19 protein-coding genes are annotated in these 17,810 nt (G+C 65.8%); 16 read left to right on the top strand and 3 right to left on the bottom strand.

Features of this window, described 5'->3' with window-relative positions; all coding sequences use genetic code 11:
- Positions 1 to 165: 165 nt before the first annotated feature.
- The gene (locus MVA47_RS24000; RefSeq protein ID WP_247210151.1) at positions 166 to 909 is read right to left on the bottom strand and encodes a tyrosine-protein phosphatase; all 744 of its coding nucleotides are present in this window, start codon (positions 907 to 909) and stop codon (positions 166 to 168) included.
- Between the two features lie 132 nt (positions 910 to 1,041).
- Here MVA47_RS24000 and MVA47_RS23995 point away from each other — a divergent pair, with 132 nt between their 5' ends.
- The 4 genes from MVA47_RS23995 to MVA47_RS23980 all read left to right on the top strand — a co-directional run bounded on the left by MVA47_RS23995 (position 1,042) and on the right by MVA47_RS23980 (position 4,404).
- The gene (locus tag MVA47_RS23995) at positions 1,042 to 1,788 is read left to right on the top strand and encodes a phosphoglyceromutase (protein WP_247210150.1); all 747 of its coding nucleotides are present in this window, start codon (positions 1,042 to 1,044) and stop codon (positions 1,786 to 1,788) included.
- 148 nt (positions 1,789 to 1,936) lie between these two features.
- Positions 1,937 to 2,230 carry a GNAT family N-acetyltransferase gene (locus MVA47_RS23990; protein ID WP_023961312.1) on the top strand — a complete coding sequence of 98 codons (294 nt, stop codon included), beginning with the start codon at positions 1,937 to 1,939 and terminating at the stop codon, positions 2,228 to 2,230.
- Between the two features lie 168 nt (positions 2,231 to 2,398).
- The gene (locus MVA47_RS23985; protein WP_247210149.1) at positions 2,399 to 3,718 is read left to right on the top strand and encodes a cell wall metabolism sensor histidine kinase WalK; all 1,320 of its coding nucleotides are present in this window, start codon (positions 2,399 to 2,401) and stop codon (positions 3,716 to 3,718) included.
- Complete coding sequence (locus MVA47_RS23980) at positions 3,715 to 4,404, top strand: response regulator transcription factor (RefSeq protein ID WP_023961315.1); 690 nt, start codon at positions 3,715 to 3,717, stop codon at positions 4,402 to 4,404. The genes MVA47_RS23985 and MVA47_RS23980 overlap by 4 nt, the downstream gene beginning before the upstream one ends.
- 4 nt (positions 4,405 to 4,408) lie before the next feature.
- Here the strand turns inward: MVA47_RS23980 and MVA47_RS23975 are convergent, their stop codons facing one another.
- A complete protein-coding gene (locus MVA47_RS23975) occupies positions 4,409 to 5,275 on the bottom strand; it encodes a hypothetical protein (protein WP_247211049.1) in 867 nt (288 codons plus the stop codon).
- Between the two features lie 52 nt (positions 5,276 to 5,327).
- Between MVA47_RS23975 and MVA47_RS23970 the strand changes: the two genes are divergently transcribed.
- The 9 genes from MVA47_RS23970 (at position 5,328) to MVA47_RS23930 (ending at position 13,884) form a co-directional block, all read left to right on the top strand.
- Complete coding sequence (locus MVA47_RS23970) at positions 5,328 to 6,284, top strand: Ppx/GppA phosphatase family protein (protein ID WP_247210148.1); 957 nt, start codon at positions 5,328 to 5,330, stop codon at positions 6,282 to 6,284.
- 17 nt (positions 6,285 to 6,301) lie between these two features.
- Positions 6,302 to 7,882, top strand: a complete 1,581-nt coding sequence (locus MVA47_RS23965; RefSeq protein ID WP_247210147.1) for a hypothetical protein — start codon at positions 6,302 to 6,304, stop codon at positions 7,880 to 7,882.
- A 50-nt stretch (positions 7,883 to 7,932) separates the two neighbouring features.
- Positions 7,933 to 8,781 carry a sugar phosphate isomerase/epimerase gene (locus MVA47_RS23960; RefSeq protein WP_247211048.1) on the top strand — a complete coding sequence of 283 codons (849 nt, stop codon included), beginning with the start codon at positions 7,933 to 7,935 and terminating at the stop codon, positions 8,779 to 8,781.
- A gap of 82 nt (positions 8,782 to 8,863) precedes the next feature.
- On the top strand, positions 8,864 to 9,712 hold the full coding sequence (locus MVA47_RS23955) for a thioesterase family protein (RefSeq protein ID WP_247210146.1): 849 nt from the start codon (positions 8,864 to 8,866) through the stop codon (positions 9,710 to 9,712).
- 137 nt (positions 9,713 to 9,849) lie between these two features.
- Positions 9,850 to 10,686, top strand: a complete 837-nt coding sequence (gene proC / locus MVA47_RS23950; protein WP_023961327.1) for a pyrroline-5-carboxylate reductase — start codon at positions 9,850 to 9,852, stop codon at positions 10,684 to 10,686.
- 177 nt (positions 10,687 to 10,863) lie between these two features.
- Positions 10,864 to 11,079: a helix-turn-helix domain-containing protein gene (locus tag MVA47_RS23945; RefSeq protein ID WP_023961329.1), complete on the top strand. Its 216-nt coding sequence runs from the start codon at positions 10,864 to 10,866 to the stop codon at positions 11,077 to 11,079.
- Between the two features lie 225 nt (positions 11,080 to 11,304).
- Positions 11,305 to 11,406, top strand: a complete 102-nt coding sequence (locus MVA47_RS23940) for a 30S ribosomal protein bS22 (protein ID WP_003402602.1) — start codon at positions 11,305 to 11,307, stop codon at positions 11,404 to 11,406.
- 143 nt (positions 11,407 to 11,549) lie between these two features.
- Complete coding sequence (locus MVA47_RS23935; protein WP_247210145.1) at positions 11,550 to 12,611, top strand: NAD-dependent epimerase/dehydratase family protein; 1,062 nt, start codon at positions 11,550 to 11,552, stop codon at positions 12,609 to 12,611.
- 127 nt (positions 12,612 to 12,738) lie between these two features.
- Positions 12,739 to 13,884, top strand: coding sequence for a lysophospholipid acyltransferase family protein (locus MVA47_RS23930; RefSeq protein ID WP_374474452.1), 1,146 nt, complete (start codon positions 12,739 to 12,741; stop codon positions 13,882 to 13,884).
- Between the two features lie 88 nt (positions 13,885 to 13,972).
- On the opposite strand, the gene MVA47_RS23925 is transcribed toward MVA47_RS23930, so the two are convergent.
- Positions 13,973 to 15,208 (bottom strand): HAD family hydrolase, encoded by a 1,236-nt coding sequence (locus tag MVA47_RS23925; RefSeq protein ID WP_374474299.1) that lies wholly within the window; start codon positions 15,206 to 15,208, stop codon positions 13,973 to 13,975.
- Positions 15,209 to 15,268: 60 nt separating this feature from the next.
- Between MVA47_RS23925 and MVA47_RS23920 the strand changes: the two genes are divergently transcribed.
- The 3 genes from MVA47_RS23920 (at position 15,269) to MVA47_RS23910 (ending at position 17,810) form a co-directional block, all read left to right on the top strand.
- Positions 15,269 to 15,526, top strand: coding sequence for a glutaredoxin family protein (locus MVA47_RS23920; RefSeq protein ID WP_247210143.1), 258 nt, complete (start codon positions 15,269 to 15,271; stop codon positions 15,524 to 15,526).
- A 98-nt stretch (positions 15,527 to 15,624) separates the two neighbouring features.
- Complete coding sequence (locus tag MVA47_RS23915) at positions 15,625 to 16,455, top strand: redox-sensing transcriptional repressor Rex (protein WP_247210142.1); 831 nt, start codon at positions 15,625 to 15,627, stop codon at positions 16,453 to 16,455.
- Positions 16,452 to 17,810 (top strand): glutamyl-tRNA reductase, encoded by a 1,359-nt coding sequence (locus MVA47_RS23910; RefSeq protein ID WP_247210141.1) that lies wholly within the window; start codon positions 16,452 to 16,454, stop codon positions 17,808 to 17,810. Before MVA47_RS23915 ends, MVA47_RS23910 begins: the two co-directional genes overlap by 4 nt.

Genomic DNA, 17,810 nt, shown 5'->3' with positions numbered 1-17,810 from the left:
ATGCCAGCAACCCCCGAAGCACAACACCGCGATCAGCAGGTTCGGGTTGGGATTGGTGTTCGACTCACGTTTCATTACTTGCATCATGCATGCAAATGAGTTCGCCAAACAAATCGGACACGAGCGCTGACCTGCACTCGGAGCCCGGATAGGGCCTGTTTGTGACTACGTCAGCATGCGGGCGCGCAAGCGATCCAGGTCACCTGCGGTCACCCGGCAGGCCGCCAGGTACTCGTCGAAGGTCCCGGATTTCGCCAGCGCGGCCTCGCGCGCGCTTTGCAGGTAGTCGGCCTTCACCCCGAGGAGGTCATCGGAGATCTCGATCGGTTCGCCGCCCTCCGGGGGGCCGTAGATGCGCTGGAGGTGCGCGCGAAGGGCGTCGATGTCGCCGTTGCTCTCCAGGTAGTCGGCCATGATCTCGTCGGGGTCCACCGCGAGCGCGGTGAGTACGGCAGCCACCACCCAGCCGGTGCGGTCCTTGCCTGCTGCGCAGTGCACCAGTACCCGCCGATCGGGGTCGCCGAGCAACTTGATCACCTGGTCCACCGTGCTCATCGCGCCGGGGAGCGCGGGCATCTGTGCGTAGACGTCGTACATGTAGCGGGTGCGGTTGGCGATGTAGTCGTCGCCCGACATCTCATGTGGAGCTTTGCCGTCCGGCCGGAGATCGAAGGGAACGACGTGCACCTCGATCGAGTCCGGAACGCGGTCCGACCCGCTCTTCTCGATCTCCGCGTAGTCGCGCAGATCGAAGACATCGGTGACGCCGAGGTTGATGAGATCTTGCCCGCCGGTGTCGTCGAGGTTGCTCAGTTCCGAACTGCGGAACAGCAAACCCGAAGCGACGCAACGTCCTTCGGTGGTCTTGAGGCCGGATACGTCACGGAAATTCCACGCGCCTGAGAGCATGGCGTCAGTGTAGGGGGTCGATCCGCGCGGTGTGTTGTGGTTGTGTGGCCTCGATCGACCGATAGGTGTCGAATGCCGCGACCGGCAGGTGACAAATGCTTCCGTGGTGGGCCTGTGGAAAACTACTGCTCTATGAGCAACGGAACCCTGATCTTGATGCGTCACGGTGAAAGCGTGTGGAATGCGTCCAACCAGTTCACCGGTTGGGTCGACGTTGCCCTCACCGAGAAGGGCGAGGCCGAAGCGGTACGCGCCGGAGAGTTGCTCGTCGAGCACGATCTGCTCCCCGACGTTCTGTACACCTCGCTGCTCCGGCGCGCGATCTCGACCGCTCAGATCGCCCTGGACAGGGCCGACCGTCATTGGATCCCGGTGGTGCGTGACTGGCGACTGAACGAGCGGCACTACGGCGCTCTGCAGGGTCTGAACAAGGCCGAGACCAAAGAGAAGTTCGGCAACGACCAGTTCATGTTGTGGCGCCGTAGCTACGACACCCCGCCGCCGGTCCTGGAGAAGGGCGCCGAATACAGCCAGGATGCAGATCCCCGGTATGCGGACCTGCCGGCAGTTCCACAGACCGAGTGCCTCAAGGATGTTGTCGACCGATTGATCCCGTACTACAACGAGACCATCGTCGCCGACCTCAAGGCGGGCAAGACGGTGCTGGTGGCTGCGCACGGCAATTCCCTGCGAGCTCTGGTGAAACATCTCGACGGGATTTCGGACGACGACATCGCGGGGCTGAACATTCCGACGGGCAATCCGCTGCGCTATGACCTCGACGACAATCTCGAGCCGGTCATCAAAGGCGGCGCATATCTGGACCCTGAGGCGGCCGCTGCGGGAGCTGCGGCGGTGGCGGCGCAGGGCAGTAAATAGCGAGCAATCGCTCTTTCTTTCCGATCGGAGATTCGCGATCAAGTGATTGCCGCATCCCGCTCTCGTAAGCCGTGATCAGGACTACCCTGGTCGCATGATGGCGTCTGCGCATCTGACCGGCGAATCCAGCTGAGGCGGGGGAGCTTGCATGGCAAATATCCGAGTGACACATTCTCAGGCCCAGGAACGGTACGAGATCTTCGACGGCGAGCAATATGTCGGATATCTCGACTACGTCAGTGAGCCCGAGCAGGTGGTGCTGACCCACACCGTGGTGCTCGATCAATTCAGTGGCAAAGGTTATGCCGGACACCTGGTGAAATACGTCCTCGACGATATCGAGCGCTCCGGTAAGAAAGTCGTACCTCTGTGCTCGTACGTCGGCTACTTCATCGAACAACATCCGCAATATGCGCCGATGGCCACCGAGGTCACCCGCTGATCGTCACCTCGATTCGATGAGCCCGATCCCTTCCGATCGCGCGTGCGGGGCTCTTTCGGCGACCATCGGATGAACAGCGTCCGAACACTTGCGCGCTGACTTGTTACCGACCGTCACTGCCCAGCATTCTGCTGTGGTGTCCTGTTGCCCTGCCCGTAAGATTTGCTTGTGACCGCAATTTTCATCGCGGCAGTGGGCGTGCTGGCACTTCTTATCGGCGTGGCGGCCGGATGGTATCTGGGCCGCAGGCGCGCCGCCTCCGCGTCTTACGACCTCACCCGATCGGCAACGCCGGTCGAGTCCGACGCCGCACCGCTTCTGCACTCGTCGTCCGCCCGGGTTCCCCGGATGACCCGGGCCACCCTGCTCGACCTGATCATCGACGGTGGCGAGACCGGTGTTGCTGTCGTCGACGACGTCCGCGACGTCGTGTTCTTCAACGATCGCGCCAACGCCCTCGGCATGGTTCGCGACCATCTCCTCGACGATGACGTGTGGGACTACGCCAGGTACACCCTCGAGAGCGGCGACACCAGCAGGTTCACCTTCGTGCCGCCGCAGGGCATCGGTGCCTTCGTGTCCACCGGCCGAGGGCCGGGCCGCAAGATCCAGTCGGTCTCGTGTGTCACCGAACGGATCTCGGACGGAGACGAGCGCTACACCGTCATCTACGGCCAGGACGACTCCGAACACATGCGGGTCGAGCAGACCCGCCGCGATTTCGTGGCCAACGTCTCGCACGAACTCAAGACGCCCGTCGCCGCCATCGGACTGCTGGCCGAAGCGCTGATGGAATCGGCCGACGACCCGTACTCGGTGGAGCACTTCGGAGAGCGGGTGCGCATCGAGGCCCTGCGCATGGGCAACATGGTCTCCGAGTTGATCGCGCTGTCGCGGTTGCAGGGCGCCGAGAAGCTGCCCGACCTCGAGGACGTCGAGGTGGACGTACTCATCGACGAGGTCATCGACCGCGCCCAGATCAACGCCGAGGCCGCGGGCATCAAACTCACCACCGACGAGGATTCCGATCTGCATGTCGACGGCGACCACACCCTGTTGCTCACCGCCCTGAACAACCTCGTGGCCAACGCAATCGCCTACTCGCCCAGCGGTACCGCGGTGTCGGTGAGCAGGCGTGTGGTGACCATCGACAACCGCCAGATGGTGGCCATCGCCGTCACCGACCGCGGCATCGGGATCGCCCCGCAACACCAGCAGCGGGTGTTCGAACGCTTCTTCCGGGTCGACAAGGCGAGGTCGCGGGCCACCGGAGGTACCGGTCTGGGACTGGCCATCGTCAAACACGTTGCGGTGAACCACGGCGGATCCATCGACCTGTGGAGCAAACCCGGCACCGGATCCACCTTCACCCTCACCATCCCGCTGGCGACACGCACCACGTCGCGAGCCCCCGAGTTGTCCACTGCCACAAGCGCAGAACCGACCACGCAGACCGTGGTCACCGAAGAGAGAGAACTGAGCCGTTGACACATGTGCTGATCGTCGAGGACGAGGAGTCCTTGGCCGACCCGCTTGCGTTCCTGCTTCGTAAGGAGGGATTCGAGGCCACCATCGTCACCGACGGCAACTCCGCGTTGCCCGTCTTCGAACGCGTCGGTCCCGACATCGTCCTCCTGGACCTCATGCTGCCGGGTGCCTCGGGTACCGAGGTGTGCAAGGCGATCCGCGCCAAGTCGTCGGTGCCGGTGATCATGGTGACCGCCCGCGACAGCGAGATCGACAAGGTTGTCGGGCTCGAGTTGGGCGCCGATGACTATGTGACCAAACCCTATTCGGCCCGCGAGCTGATCGCGCGGATCAGGGCGGTCCTGCGCCGCGGCGGTGATTCGGCCGAGACCGACGACCTCGACGGCGGACTCATCGAGGCCGGCCCGGTCTCGATGGACGTCGAACGCCATACGGTCTCGGCCAGTGGCCAGTCGGTGACGTTGCCGCTCAAGGAGTTCGACCTGCTCGAGTATCTGCTCCGCAATGCCGGACGGGTACTCACCCGCGGCCAGCTCATCGACCGGGTCTGGGGCGCCGACTACGTGGGCGACACCAAGACCCTCGACGTCCACGTCAAGCGGCTGCGGTCGAAGATCGAATCCGACCCCGGCAACCCGAAACACCTCGTGACGGTGCGCGGTCTGGGCTACAAGTTCGAGCCCTGAGTTCTCAGGTGACGTCCGGCAGACCGGGGTCGGCGATGTCTTCGGCCTCGGGATGCTGGGCGTACTTGCGGTCGCCCTCTTGACGCTGGGTGGCCTGTGCCGTGGCCGGGTGCACCGCGACGAGGCCCAGCGCGCTGCGGCGACGGCAGACGGTGGCCAATTCGTCGTAGGCCGGTTTGCCGATCAGCGCGATCAGCTCGGGTCCATACGACTGCCACACCTGCTTCTCGCCGATGTGCGCGTCCGGCGACCCCGAGCAGTACCACTTGAGGTCGGCGCCACCTGAACCCCAGCCCCTGCGGTCGAACTCGGTGATCGTGGTCTTGAGCACCTGTTCACCGTCGGGGCGTTCCACCCACTGCTCCTCCCGGCGCACCGGAAGTTGCCAGCAGACCTCCGGTTTGACCTCGAGCGGCTCGATGCCCTTGCGCAGTGCCATCGAGTGCAGGGCGCAACCCTGCCCACCGGCGAACCCCGGCCGGTTCAGGAATATGCAGGCGCCCTTGTACTTGCGCGTCTTGATGGCGGGCTCGTCGTCCAGCTCATCCTCTTCGAGGTACCCCCGCTTGCCCAAGGGGTCTTTGCCTGAACCCTTTTCGTAGAACTGCCAGTCGTCCGGCGTCAACATGGCCGCGGCCTTGGCAAGGTTCTTGCGGTCGCCCTTGTCAGACAGATAGGCGCCGTGGCTGCAACACCCATCGCTCTCGCGGCCCTCGATGATGCCCTGGCACGCCGGGGTACCGAAGACGCATGTCCAATGCGACAACAACCAGGTGAGGTCGGCGTTGATGATGCGCTCGGGGTCGGCTGGGTCTGCGAATTCGTACCATTCCCTCGGAAAGTCCAACGGGACCTCGGGGGTGGGCACCATTTTGGAGGCTGGCTGCACAAGTATCAACGGTAGACGCACTAGGTTGTAAGCCGTGCGTTTAGGAGTCCTCGATGTCGGCAGCAACACTGTCCACCTGTTGGTGGTCGATGCTCACCGTGGCGGTCACCCGACCCCGATGAGCTCGACCAAGTCCACTTTGCGGCTCGCCGAGCAGATCGACACCGATGGGCGGCTGTCCGATCCCGGTGCAGACAGCCTGGTGGAGGCAGTCGACGAGTTCACCAAGATCGCCTACACCTCGGGCTGCAAACAGGTGATGGCGTTTGCCACCTCGGCCGTCCGTGATGCCACCAACTGTGATGACGTGCTCAACCGGGTCGCCGACGAGACCGGCGTGCGGGTGGTTGTGCTCTCCGGCGTCGACGAAGCGCGACTGACGTCGCTCGCGGTGCGCCGCTGGTACGGATGGGGCTCAGGCCGAATCGTCGCCCTCGACATCGGCGGCGGGTCACTCGAGTTGTCGAACGGCGTCGACGAGGAACCCGACGTCGCGTTGTCGTTACCGCTGGGCGCCGGCCGGCTGACCCGCGAGTGGTTGTCGGACGATCCGCCCGGCCGCCGCAAGGTCGCGGTGCTGCGTGACTGGCTCGACGCCGAACTGGCGCCGGCGGCCAAAGAGCTCCTCGCTGCGGGCACCCCCGACCTCGCCGTCGGCAGTTCCAAGACGTTCCGCTCGCTGGCGCGACTCACCGGAGCGGCGCCTTCCAGCGCTGGACCCCGGGTGAGGAGGACACTGACCAGCAATGGTCTGCGGCAGTTGATCGCCTTCATCTCCAGGATGACCACCGCGGACCGGGCCGAGCTGGAGGGAGTGAGTGTGAACCGCGCGGGACAGCTCGTGGCAGGCGCACTGGTGGCCGAGGCGAGCATGCGAGCACTGTCGATCGATACTTTGGAGATATGCCCGTGGGCCCTGCGCGAAGGTGTCATTCTGCGCAGACTGGACCTCGAGTCCAGCGATACCGAGTTGCCGGCTGGTGAACGCTAAGGATGGTGAACTAACTCATGGCTAGAGGATCCGATCCCGAGTCACGCCCCATCTCGGTTGCCGAGTTGTTGGCGCGGGCCAAGGAGCAGGACGCGGAGAACGCGGCAACCGGGTCTCAACCTGCAGCCAACCCGCCGACCGGCCGTCGCCACCGTGGAGGCAAGGGCGCGGTGTCGGTTGCCGAACTCACGGGAGAGATCCCTCGGGTGAACGATTCTGCCCCGCCGCCCACCCGGGACTTCAACTCAGCAGAGGTGTCCAAACGTGCGCGGGACACCGACGATGCCGCCGCACCGACGCCGGGCGAGCCCGAGCGTCCTGTTCTGTCGCGCCCCCGTGATGTCGAGACGCCGGCGGATGAGCAGCAGGCCGATGAATCACCGGAGAGGTCGAACACCGAGTCGCCGAAAAGCGGCGACGAGACCGCAGCCATGCCGGCGGCCGAACGTGGCGAGCGCGAGGAGTCGCAGACCGCGTCGGGAGAGGCCAAGCAGTCCGACGGGCACCCCGACGAGGAGACCACCGGCGTCATCGCATCGGTCCAGGCGTATTCGCAGGTCGACGACAACGACCCCGACCGCAACAGAGAAGACGGTCAGCACGACTTCCGCACCGCCGCCGAGCGCGAGGCCGACTTCCAGCGGTACCGCAACTTCGAGGACGTCGACGACTCCTCTGCCGCCCCGAAGCCGGCCAAACGCAAACGCGGTCTGTTCGGCTTCGGACGTAAGGCGGACGAATCGGCACCTGCGCCGTCGGCGCCTGAGCGGTCCGACGACCACGCCGGTGGCAACACCGACCACCAGGTCACCCAGCTCATCCCGGCCGTCGATGACTCCGGCCACCCGCCGGCCCAGCCAGACGCGTCCACTCGATCGACGCCCACAGTGGACGGACCGAAGCAGGCTGAGCCGGAACAGACCGCCCCGCAACCTGCCACGGAGGCCGCCACCTCGCAGGCCTCCGCCACGGCAACGTCGGGCGCGGCCGCGGGTCGTTACCTCCGGTTTGATGTCGATGACGACGAGCAGACGCAGGGGTCAGGTCCAGATCTGACCAAACGCGATGTGCGGCAACCTGATCCGCGAGAGGTCGACCTCACGGGCACCGACCCGGTGGCGTCCGGCATGCCGGCGGGCCTGCGTGAGGTCGGGGCCACGGAGGAACACGGACCGCTGATCCATCCGCAGGTGCACCCGAGTGCCGAAGAGACCGAAGCCGTCAAGGCGCGGCTCACCGGATCCTCTGCCGACACACAGGCCGGCGGGACGGACGCTCAAGCTACCGGCGACGGCGGCAGCGCTCAGACCGCCGACGGTGATTCGCGACACTCGCCGACCGCGCAGTGGCTGATCCTGATCGGTCAGGTCCTCGCCGGATTGGCAGTCGGCGTCGCCCTCTTCTGGGGCTTCACCGAACTGTGGCGCTGGAACGTGTATTTCGCGCTCGTCCTGGCGGTAGCGGTCATCTTCGGCATGGTCACCCTGGTCCATGTGGTCCGTCGCAGCCAGGACCTGATCAGTACACTCTTGGCGTTGGGGGTCGGTCTCCTGGTGACCATCGGCCCGTTGGTTCTCTTGCTCGTCGCCGGAGACTGAGAGTGCCCGAGGAGATCGCCGTGTCCGCGCAGGGTTCTCCGAACGAGTCGATGAGAGAAGACATCGCGATCGGGCTGTCGACCGCGTCCGTGTATCCCCAGAACACCGAAGCCGCTTTCCAGTACGCAAACGATCTGGGGTACGACGGCATCGAGCTGATGGTGTGGGCAGAACCGGTCAGCCAGGACATCGACAGGGTCGCGTTCCTGTCCGACCGCTACCACCTGCCGGTGCTTTCTGTACACGCACCGTGTCTGCTGATCTCGCAACGGGTCTGGGGTCGCGACCCCGCCGCCAAGCTGGCGCGATCGGTGGCAGCGGCGGAGGATCTCGGCGCCGAGACCGTGGTGGTGCATCCACCGTTTCGGTGGCAGCGAAAGTACGCGGGTGGTTTTCGCGATCTGATCGACGCACTCGAGGACGACTCGGGGATCGCCATCGCGGTGGAGAACATGTTCCCCGTCCGCACCGACAGGTTCTTCGGCAAGTACGAAGAGGCCGCCGGGCGGATGCGAAGGCGCGGTGGGGGACCGGGCGCGGCGGTCTCTGCCTTCGCGACGTCGATCGACCCCACCGACGACGGTTTCGCGAACTACACACTCGACCTCTCCCATGCCGCGACCGCGGGCGCGGATGCGATCGAGATGCTCAACCGGATGGGCGGTGGCCTACGTCACCTGCACCTCACCGATGGTTCGGGGGCGGCGGTGGACGAACACCTGGTCCCCGGCGACGGTTCGCAACCCTGTGTGCAAGTGTGTAAAAGTCTGGCCGCCGGGGACTTCTCCGGATCGGCCATTCTGGAGGTCACCACGAGTTCGGTGAACACCAAGGCCGAGCGTCGTGAGATCCTCTCGCGCTCACTGGATTTCGCGAGAACGCATCTCGAGAGGCCGTAGCCGACCCATCCGGGCCGCCACCGGATCTTCCGATGGCCGTGGCCGGGATGAATGTAGAACCGTTGAAGGAGTACCCAGCACTGTGTCCGAGCCCAGCCTTGCCCGCCTGAACATCCTGCAAGAGATCACCGCTGCCAGCGGCGACCGAGTCGTGTACTCGGCTCAGATCGACCCCGTCTTCACCATCGGGCCCAAGGTGCACGGCGGCACACTGCAGATGCTCAGCGCCAATGCGGCCCTCGCCGGCTTCCGGGCCACGGCACCGGCCGACAAGCCCGCATCCGACGATCTCGCCGCGATGGCCATCTCCACCAACTACCTCGGCGCACCCGACCCGGCCGAGATCACGTTGCACGTCTGGGTGCGCAAGCGCGGCCGCCGGGTGTCGCTGGTCGACGTCGAGATCCATCAGAACGGCCGCAATCTGGTCCACTCGACCGTGACGGTCGGAACACCCGATGTGGACAACCACTACTCGGCCTCCACCCCGCTCTCCGCGATTCCGGCCTCGCCCACCGAAGACGTCATCTGGGTCGAGAAGAGCCCGGTCGGCGAGGTCATGCACCTGTCCGCGGTGCTCGACATCGCCATCGAGGAGCGATCCCTTGCATTCACCCGCGGGGAGAAGGCCGATCCGGTGTTCCGGATGTGGGCCCGGCCCAAGGAAGCCGACCCCGATGCCCTGTTCGCGATCCTCTGCGGCGACCTGAGTGCGCCGGTGGTGATGAACCTGAATCTGTTCGGCTGGGCACCCACCATGCAGTTGACGACGTATCTGCGACGTCGGCCCGCGCCCGGATGGCTGCGTATCCAGGCCTCGAGCACCGAGGTCGGGCATGGCTGGTTCGAAGAGGACCACGTGGTCCTCGACTCCGCGGGCCAGGTTGTTGTCCAATCGCGGCAGCTCGCGATGATCCCGGCCGCGGACTGACGACCACCCGGCAGCGATCCGGTCCATCGGCCGGCGGGTCGTCCACACCCCGACGACCCCAGGCGACCTGCGGCGAAACAATCAGCCCTGATGGACTCGCCAGAACACATCCACATCAGCGTGAGAAAGTGAGCAGCATGACTCAGCGAATCGCAATCATCGGCGGCGGCAAGATCGGTGAGGCGCTGCTGGCCGGCTTGATCAAGACCGGCAAGCCGACCAAGGATCTGGTCGTGGCGGAGAAGTCGACGCGCCGGGCCAAAGAGATCACCGAGGACTACGGGGTGCGCGTCACCGACATCCCCGACGCTGTCGAGGGCGCCAACATCGTTGTCCTCGCGGTCAAGCCGGGTGATGTCGACGCCGTCCTGTCGATCATCGCCGACGTCGAGGATGTCGGTGAGGCCGAGCGGCTCACCGTCACTCTCGTCGGCGGATTGCCGATGCTGAAGTACGAGAACGCTCTGCCTGCCGGCGCGCCAGTGGTGCGGGTGATGCCCAACACCCCGATGCTGGTCGGTGAGGCCATGTGCGGGATCGCGGCGGGTCGGTACGCCACCGACGAGCACGTGGCCACCGTGGTGACGCTGCTCGAGACCGTCGGCAAGGTGGTGGTAGTGCCGGAGCGGCAGATGGATGCCATCACCGCGCTGTCCGGATCCGGGCCGGCCTACGTCTTCCTGCTTGCCGAGGCCATGATCGACGCCGGTGTGTCGATGGGGCTGACGCGGTCGATGGCCACCGAGCTCGCCGCGCAGACCGTGCGCGGTGCCGGCGTACTGCTGACCGACTCAGGGGTCTCGCCGGTGGATCTGCGCGCGGCCGTGACCTCACCGGCGGGCACCACCGCCGAGGCCCTGCGTGAACTCGAGCGCTACGGCATGCGTCATGCGGTGTCCGAGGCGATGCGGGCGAATGCGGCCAAGAGTGAGGCGACCGGCCGCGCTGTGCTGGCGAACATCGAGACGTCCTGACTCTGCGTCAGGCACCGCGCCGGGACGATCTCATGCGACAAAATCGACCCAGTTACCTACTCACGTCGCATTGACCCCACCCGCCACGCTAAGCTTCGGGGAGCACGTGCGTGTCTGGAGTCCGCCGGAGGGGAAGCCGAGCGGCCGCGACGCGTGCCCCGGAGGTATGAAAATTTCATGGCATCTGCAAGCAAGTCAGGTGACAACGCCGGTGGTGGAACTCAGTTCCTGACCGTCGCGGAGGTCGCATCACTGATGCGCGTCTCGAAGATGACCGTGTACCGCCTGGTGCACAACGGAGAGTTGCCCGCGGTTCGCGTGGGCCGCTCCTTCCGAGTGCACGCCAAGGCAGTCCACGATTACCTTGAAACGTCGTATTTCGACGCCGGTTAGGCCTCACGAGGCATTCCCGACGGGCTGGGCCGCCATGGTGGCCCGGTCCGCGTCGGCCATTGGATCGAAGACCGCCGCGGTGGATTTCGTGACGAGTACGGTGGCGCGGTAAGGTCGGTAGTCGACCCGTTCGCCTGTGTTCTGGCGTACGACGTTATGTGAGCCAGCCTCGTTGGACGGCAAAACCTTGAAGGACCATCGGTCAGATCGTGAGGAAGTTCCCACATGGGTTCAGTGATCAAGAAGCGCCGCAAGCGCATGTCGAAGAAGAAGCACCGCAAGTTGCTGCGTCGCACCCGGGTGCAGCGCAGAAAACTCGGTAAGTGAGTTTTCTTTTTCGTTCAGAACCCGCCGACATATCGGCGGGTTTTGTTTTGCCCTGATAGAGGCGTTCTCGCCTGATGTGCCCGCCGGAAAATTACTGAGCCACTGACTGGATGAAGACGGGCAAAGTTCCGTACGCTGGGCACATGGTCGAGGGTGGGGATGTGGCGGATACGACGCCGCGCGTCGTGTTGGTGACCGGCGCATCGACTTTTCTCGGCGGATATCTGACCACTCGTCTGGCGCAGAATCCCGACATCGACAGGGTGATCGCCGTCGACTCGCGGGCCCCTTCCAAGGACATGTTGCGACGTTTCGGTCGCGCCGAGTTCGTCCGGGTGGACATCCGGCGTTCGGCGATCGCGAAGGTGATCGACAAGGCCGGGGTGGACACCGTGGTGCACGCCGCGACCTCGGTGATGGACACCGTCGGTCATTCGCCGGCCATCAAAGAGTTCAACGTCATCGGCACGATGCAGCTGTGCGCCGCCTGCCAGCGCAGCCCGACGGTCAAGCGTTTTGTCGTCCGCTCGTCCGGCATGATCTACGGCGCCAGTTCGGCCGACCCCGCGCATTTCTCCGAAGACACCCATGCCCGGCGTGAGCCGACACACGGTTATGCCCGTGACCTGCTCGACGTCGAGGGTTATGCCCGTGGCCTCGGCCGCCGACGACCCGACATGTCCGTCACCATCCTGCGGTTGTCGGCGATGCTCGGACCGCAGATCTCCACCCGCATGAGCAAGTACTTCTCGGCCACGGTGATCCCGGTGGTGATCGGGCACGAACCGCGACTGCAATTCCTCCATGAAGAAGACGCCCTGTCGGCGCTTGAGCACGCGACTCTCGCCGGTCGCGCCGGCACGTTCAACATCGCCGCCGACGGGGTGGTGACCCTCAATCAGGCGGTGCGACGGGCGGGGCGCGTGGCTTTGCCGGTCCCCGGCCGGATGTTGGGAACGGTCGCCGGGGTCTATCGCGGCATGCGCGTCGCCCCGTTCCATGGCGATCAGGCCGACTACCTGACGTTCGGCCGGGTGCTCGACACCACCCGGATGCGCACCGAACTCGGTTTCGAGCCGAAGCACACCAGCTTGGAGACGTTCGACGACTTCTTGTCCCGAAAACCGTTGGAGCCGGTGATCTCACCGGCGGCCTGGCGGCGCTTGGAGCAGTGGATAGCCCAGGCCGCGAAGCAGCTGACGTGAGCCGGGCGCCTGGAGAAGGTAAGTTCATCCGATGCCTGGCGCGGGGGCGACCATGGCGGGGACAATCGAAAAATGTTCGACACGACCACGTAGGGGCGGCGGGCATCATGCTTGAGGGAGGTGGGTGATCGTGCAGAACCGGAATCGTACGTCCGACGCGCGAACGGCCAAGGTGATCCAGCTGTACTCCAGTTCGCCGGGCCCCGGTGGACAGCCGCGTCGTCGGCATCCGTCGCAGACCAACGGGCACCCAGCCAAACCTGCTGCACCACAACAACACCCGAACCACCGCGGACATCCGAACACCGATGAGTTCGTGCAGGCGCCGGTCACCCCGATCAGCGAGGACGTGCGCGCACAGCTCGAGGCCGGACGGTTCGAGCAGGCCGCCGAGATGTCGTCGAACTTCCTGAATCTCGACGGTGTCCGGCAGACGATCGCCGACACAATTACCGGCGCCGCCGGGTACGTGCGGCAGCGCGTGACCGGTGACTACGAGGTGGACGACTTCGGCTTCGACGCCCACTTCACCGAGTCGGTGTGGCTCCCCGCCTTGCGGGTTCTGTTCGACAAGTGGTTCCGGGTCGACGTGAGCGGTATCGAGAATCTGCCACTCGACGGTGGGGGACTGCTGGTGGCCAATCACGCCGGCACCATCCCCATCGATGCCTTGATGACGTCGGTCGCTGTGCACGACTACCACCCGAGGAATCGGCACCTGCGCGTGCTCGCCGCGGACCTCGCCTTCGACACCCCGGTCATCGGTGACCTGGCGCGCCGCACGGGGTCCACCCTCGCCTGCACCGCCGACGCACAGAAGTTGCTGCGCGGCGGCGAGCTGACCGCGGTGTGGCCGGAAGGCTTCAAGGGCATCGGCAAGCTCTACAAGGACCGCTACAAGTTGCAGCGCTTCGGTCGTGGCGGCTTCGTCACAACGGCGCTGCGTGCCAAGGTCCCGATCATCCCGGTGTCGATCGTCGGGTCCGAAGAGATCTATCCGATGCTCAACGACCTGAAGCCGATCGCCCGCCTGCTCGGTCTGCCCTACATCCCGATCACGCCGACGTTCCCCCTGCTCGGTCCGCTCGGTCTGGTGCCGTTGCCGTCCAAGTGGCAGATCCACTTCGGCACCCCGATCGAGACCGGCCATTTCGACGATCAGGCCGCCGACGATCCGATGGTGGTGTTCGACCTCACCGACAACGTCCGTGAAGACATCCAGCAGACGCTCTTCCGCATGCTCAGCCGTCGATCGAGCATCTACTTCGGCTGACCCCCACCCCAACCCCCGATTTTGGTGGGTTAGGGCGAGCATTTGCCCAGTTCAGGCTCACCGAAACCCACCAAAACGGGGGGGGGAGTCAGCGGCGTAGGTGGCGGACCGCGGCAGCAGCGCCACCACCGGCCGCACCGAGCAGCACCGCCGTCGGCACGCCGATCTTCGCGGCCTTTCGGGCCGTGCGGTAGTCGCGGATCTCCCAGCCACGCACCCGGGCGACCTCACGCAGGTCGGCATCGGGGTTGATGGCCACGGCGGTGCCGACCAGCGACAGCATGGGGACGTCGTTGTGCGAATCGGAGTACGCCGTGCACCGCTTGAGGTTCAGACCCTCGCGGATCGCGAGCGTGCGGACGGCATGCGCCTTGCCGAGCCCGTGCAGGATGTCGCCGACCAGCCGTCCGGTGAACACCCCGTCGACGCTCTCGGCCACCGTGCCCAGTGCCCCGGTCAGTCCGAGCCGGTCGGCGATGGTCTGGGCCAGCTCCACCGGTGTCGCGGTGACCAGCCACACCTGCTGTCCGGCGTCGAGGTGCATCTGCGCAAGGGTGCGGGTGCCGGGCCAGATCTTGTCGGCGATGAACTCGTCGAAGATCTCCTCGCCGAGCTGCACGAGTTCGTCGGTCTCGCGCCCGGCGATGAAGGACAGCGCCTTCTCCCGCCCCTGCGCGACGTCCTCGGAGTTCTCCCGGCCGGTCATCCGGAATTTCGCCTGCGCCCAAACGAATTCCATCACGTCGCGGTAGCTGAAGTAGTCGCGTGCGGCGAGGCCGCGGGCGAAATGCACGATCGACGCGCCTTGGACGAGCGTGTTGTCGACGTCGAAGAACGCCGCAGCGGTGAGGTCCGGCGGGACGTCGGTCGGCGTGCCGGGCTCGTCGGATTCCAGGAAGGTGGAAGGTTCGCTCTCGTCGAGTCCGCGTTCCCGCAACTTCGACGACGCCGCCCGCGCACTGGCCTCGCCGGCGAGCGACTGGCGCAATTCGGCTGCCGACTGACGGAAACGCCCGACCCGGCTCGTCAACGGGGAGAGCGGGCCGGCCGTGGAGGTGGGACGCAGTCGCTGCCCGTGGTCGCCGGCCGGCCGGTCGTCGAGGTCGTCGTCCGCGGAATCGTCATCGAGGTCGTCGTCCCTGAAATCGTCTTCGGGGGAGTCCTCCTCGTCGCGGGCGTAGTCATAGGAGTCGTCGTCCGGACCGTCCCCGGGCAGCTCGCGCCGTCGGTCATCAGGCCCGTGGTCGTCGCCCTGCTCGGCGCGAGAACCGGTGGTGGCATCGTCCTCGCCGTCGGCGTCCCCGCTACCCGGAGTTGTGCTCACTCCATCGCCTCCTGTCGGTCGGTGCCAAGCCTAGTCGCCGATGCCTGCAACACTGGCAGGGTGAGGATCACGTTGCTGTCCCGGGCGGGTTGTGCCGCCTGTGCCCGTGCCAGGGCCGATCTACGGCCGGTTGTCGACGAGTTCGAGGTGGAGTTCGACGAGGTCGACGTCGATGCCGTCGCGACCACCGATCCATCCCTGCGCGCCGAGTTCGGAGACCGGTTGCCGGTGATCTTGCTCGACGATCGTGAGCATAGCTACTGGGATGTCGATATTCCCAGGTTGAGGGCCGATTTGCGGGGCGCCGCCGGACACTAGTCCAGACGCATGGCCAGAAGAACCCGAGCCGAGTTTGTGAATCGATTCACAAGCGGTACCGTAGTGCCTCGAGTTGGTGTTGAACCTGCCGTGAGCAGGTGAAGCGCAGCGAAGTCCGCAAAGCCGCGGACGATGCAGCCCAGAAGAAAGACGGACGCATGGCCAAGAGTTCGGCGGGGTTCAACGCCCAGTCCGAGATCCCCAGCGCCTCGGTCGCCCGGCTGGCCACCTACCTCCACGTTCTGCGTTCGCTGAGCGAGAGCGGCGCGATGGTGGTGTCGTCCGGTCAGCTGGCCACCGCAGCCGGGGTCAATCCGGCGATCCTGCGCAAAGATCTGTCCCATGTCGGGTCGGGCGGAGTCCGCGGCGTCGGTTACGACGTCGGCCGGCTGATCGCCCGGATCGCCTTGGCCCTCGGAGTCGAGCACAACCACAACGTGGTGCTGGCCGGCGCCGGCCACCTCGGCAAGGCGCTGCTGGGCCGGGTGGGGTTCGACCGACGCGGGATCAAGATCGTGGCCATGTTCGATGCCGATCCCGAGCTGGTCGGGACGACGATCACCGCGGCCGAGGGCGAGTTGGCCGTGCGGGCGCTCGACGAGATCGGGGACATCTGCCAAGAGCACGGGGTGGAGATCGCGGTCCTCGCGACCCCCGACGCCGACGCCCAGGCCACCTGCGACGCATTCGTCGAGGCCGGGGTGCACCAGATCCTGAACTTCACCGCGCTCGCGCCGCGCGTCCCCGAGCACGTGTACGTGCGGCCGGTGGACTTCGCGCTCGAGCTGCAGGTGATGGCCTTCAACGCTGCCCGACGGAACAACGCGGACTCCGCGGTGGTGCCACGTGAACAGCGCGGTAGTGGACGTGCCCCGAGGAGTGGGGCGAAGACGAGAGCACGATCAGATCAGAGATCGGTGGGCGTGTGAGTATTTTCCTGTTCGGCGTATCGCATCGCAGCGCGCCGGTACCGATCCTCGAGCGACTCGCCGTCACCGACGACGACCGTCCGAAGATCATCGACGATCTGCTGGCCAGCCCGCAGATCAGTGAGGCGATGATCGTCTCGACGTGCAACCGCGTCGAGGTCTACGCCGTGGTCGACGCCTTCCACCCGGCCCTCGAGGCCGTGGGTGAGGTGATGGGCAAACACTCGGGCATGACGGTCAACGAGATGACCAAGTACGCCTACGTGCGGTACTCCGAAGCCGTTGTCGAGCACCTGTTCTCGGTCGCCGCGGGCCTGGACTCGATGGTGGTGGGCGAGCAGCAGATCCTCGGCCAGATCCGGTCGTCCTACGCCAGCGCCGACGCGAACCGCTCGGCCGGGCGAGTGCTACACGAGCTGGCGCAGCAGGCGTTGCGGGTGGGCAAACGCGTCCACAGCGAGACCGGGCTCGACCGCGCCGGTGCATCGGTTGTGTCGGTGTCGCTCGAGCGCGCGCGCAGCATTCTCGACGGCGACATCACCTCTGCCGTTGTCCTCGGAGCCGGCGCGATGGGCGGCCTGGCCGCCGCCCACCTGGCCCGGTCGGGGGTGTCGGAGCTGGTGGTCGTCAACCGCACGTTCGAGAAGGCACAGCATCTGGCAGCCAACGTCACCAAGAACCACGGCATCCCCGCGCGGGCGGTGCGTTTCGACGACATGACCGACGCGCTGATCGGCGCCGACGTGCTGGTGACCTGTACCGGAACCATCGGCGCGGTCGTCGGTGTCGGTGAGGTGCATTCGGCGCTCGCCCGTCGCGAGAACAACAAACCGTTGGTGATCTGCGACCTGGGATTGCCTCGTAACGTCGATCCTGCGGCCGGTCGGCTACCCGGTGTCCACATCATCGATATCGAGGGTCTGCGTGGCGATGAGGCCACCAAGGCCGCCGATGCCGACGAGTTCGCCGCCCGCGAGATCGTCCTGGGTGAGCTGGCCGACTACCTGATGCATCAGCGTCAGGCCGAGGTCACCCCCACGGTCACCGCGCTGCGGCAGCGCGCCGCCGAGGTGGTCCAGGCGGAGATCCTCCGACTCGAGAGCCGGTTGCCGGGTCTGGACGACCCGCAGCGCGACGAGGTCGCCAAGACCGTCCGGCGAGTGGTCGACAAGTTGCTGCACGCGCCGACGGTGCGGGTCAAACAACTCGCGAGCACGCCGCAGGGCGATACCTACGCCGAAGCTCTCCGCGAACTCTTCGAACTCAAGCCCGGTGCGGCCGAATCGGTGTCGGCACCGGAGGTCGGGCTCGGGGACACTGCCGGACTCGGCGACACAGACGGAAAGGCCCGGTAG

Origin of the sequence: Williamsia sp. DF01-3, from assembly GCF_023051145.1 — a bacterium.
GTDB lineage: Bacteria > Actinomycetota > Actinomycetes > Mycobacteriales > Mycobacteriaceae > Williamsia.
This window is presented reverse-complemented; position numbering and strand designations above follow the sequence as displayed.

What these genes read in the sequence shown, in the direction of transcription:
- proC (WP_023961327.1), top strand. Translation starts at nt 9,850, where the DNA reads ATGACTCAGCGAATCGCAATCATCGGCGGCGGCAAGATCGGTGAGGCG.
- MVA47_RS23940 (WP_003402602.1), top strand. Translation starts at nt 11,305, where the DNA reads ATGGGTTCAGTGATCAAGAAGCGCCGCAAGCGCATGTCGAAGAAGAAG.
- MVA47_RS23965 (WP_247210147.1), top strand. Translation starts at nt 6,302, where the DNA reads ATGGCTAGAGGATCCGATCCCGAGTCACGCCCCATCTCGGTTGCCGAG.
- MVA47_RS23945 (WP_023961329.1), top strand. Translation starts at nt 10,864, where the DNA reads ATGGCATCTGCAAGCAAGTCAGGTGACAACGCCGGTGGTGGAACTCAG.
- MVA47_RS23960 (WP_247211048.1), top strand. Translation starts at nt 7,933, where the DNA reads ATGAGAGAAGACATCGCGATCGGGCTGTCGACCGCGTCCGTGTATCCC.
- MVA47_RS23990 (WP_023961312.1), top strand. Translation starts at nt 1,937, where the DNA reads ATGGCAAATATCCGAGTGACACATTCTCAGGCCCAGGAACGGTACGAG.
- MVA47_RS23995 (WP_247210150.1), top strand. Translation starts at nt 1,042, where the DNA reads ATGAGCAACGGAACCCTGATCTTGATGCGTCACGGTGAAAGCGTGTGG.
- MVA47_RS23975 (WP_247211049.1), bottom strand. Translation starts at nt 5,275, where the DNA reads ATGGTGCCCACCCCCGAGGTCCCGTTGGACTTTCCGAGGGAATGGTAC.
- MVA47_RS24000 (WP_247210151.1), bottom strand. Translation starts at nt 909, where the DNA reads ATGCTCTCAGGCGCGTGGAATTTCCGTGACGTATCCGGCCTCAAGACC.
- MVA47_RS23935 (WP_247210145.1), top strand. Translation starts at nt 11,550, where the DNA reads ATGGTCGAGGGTGGGGATGTGGCGGATACGACGCCGCGCGTCGTGTTG.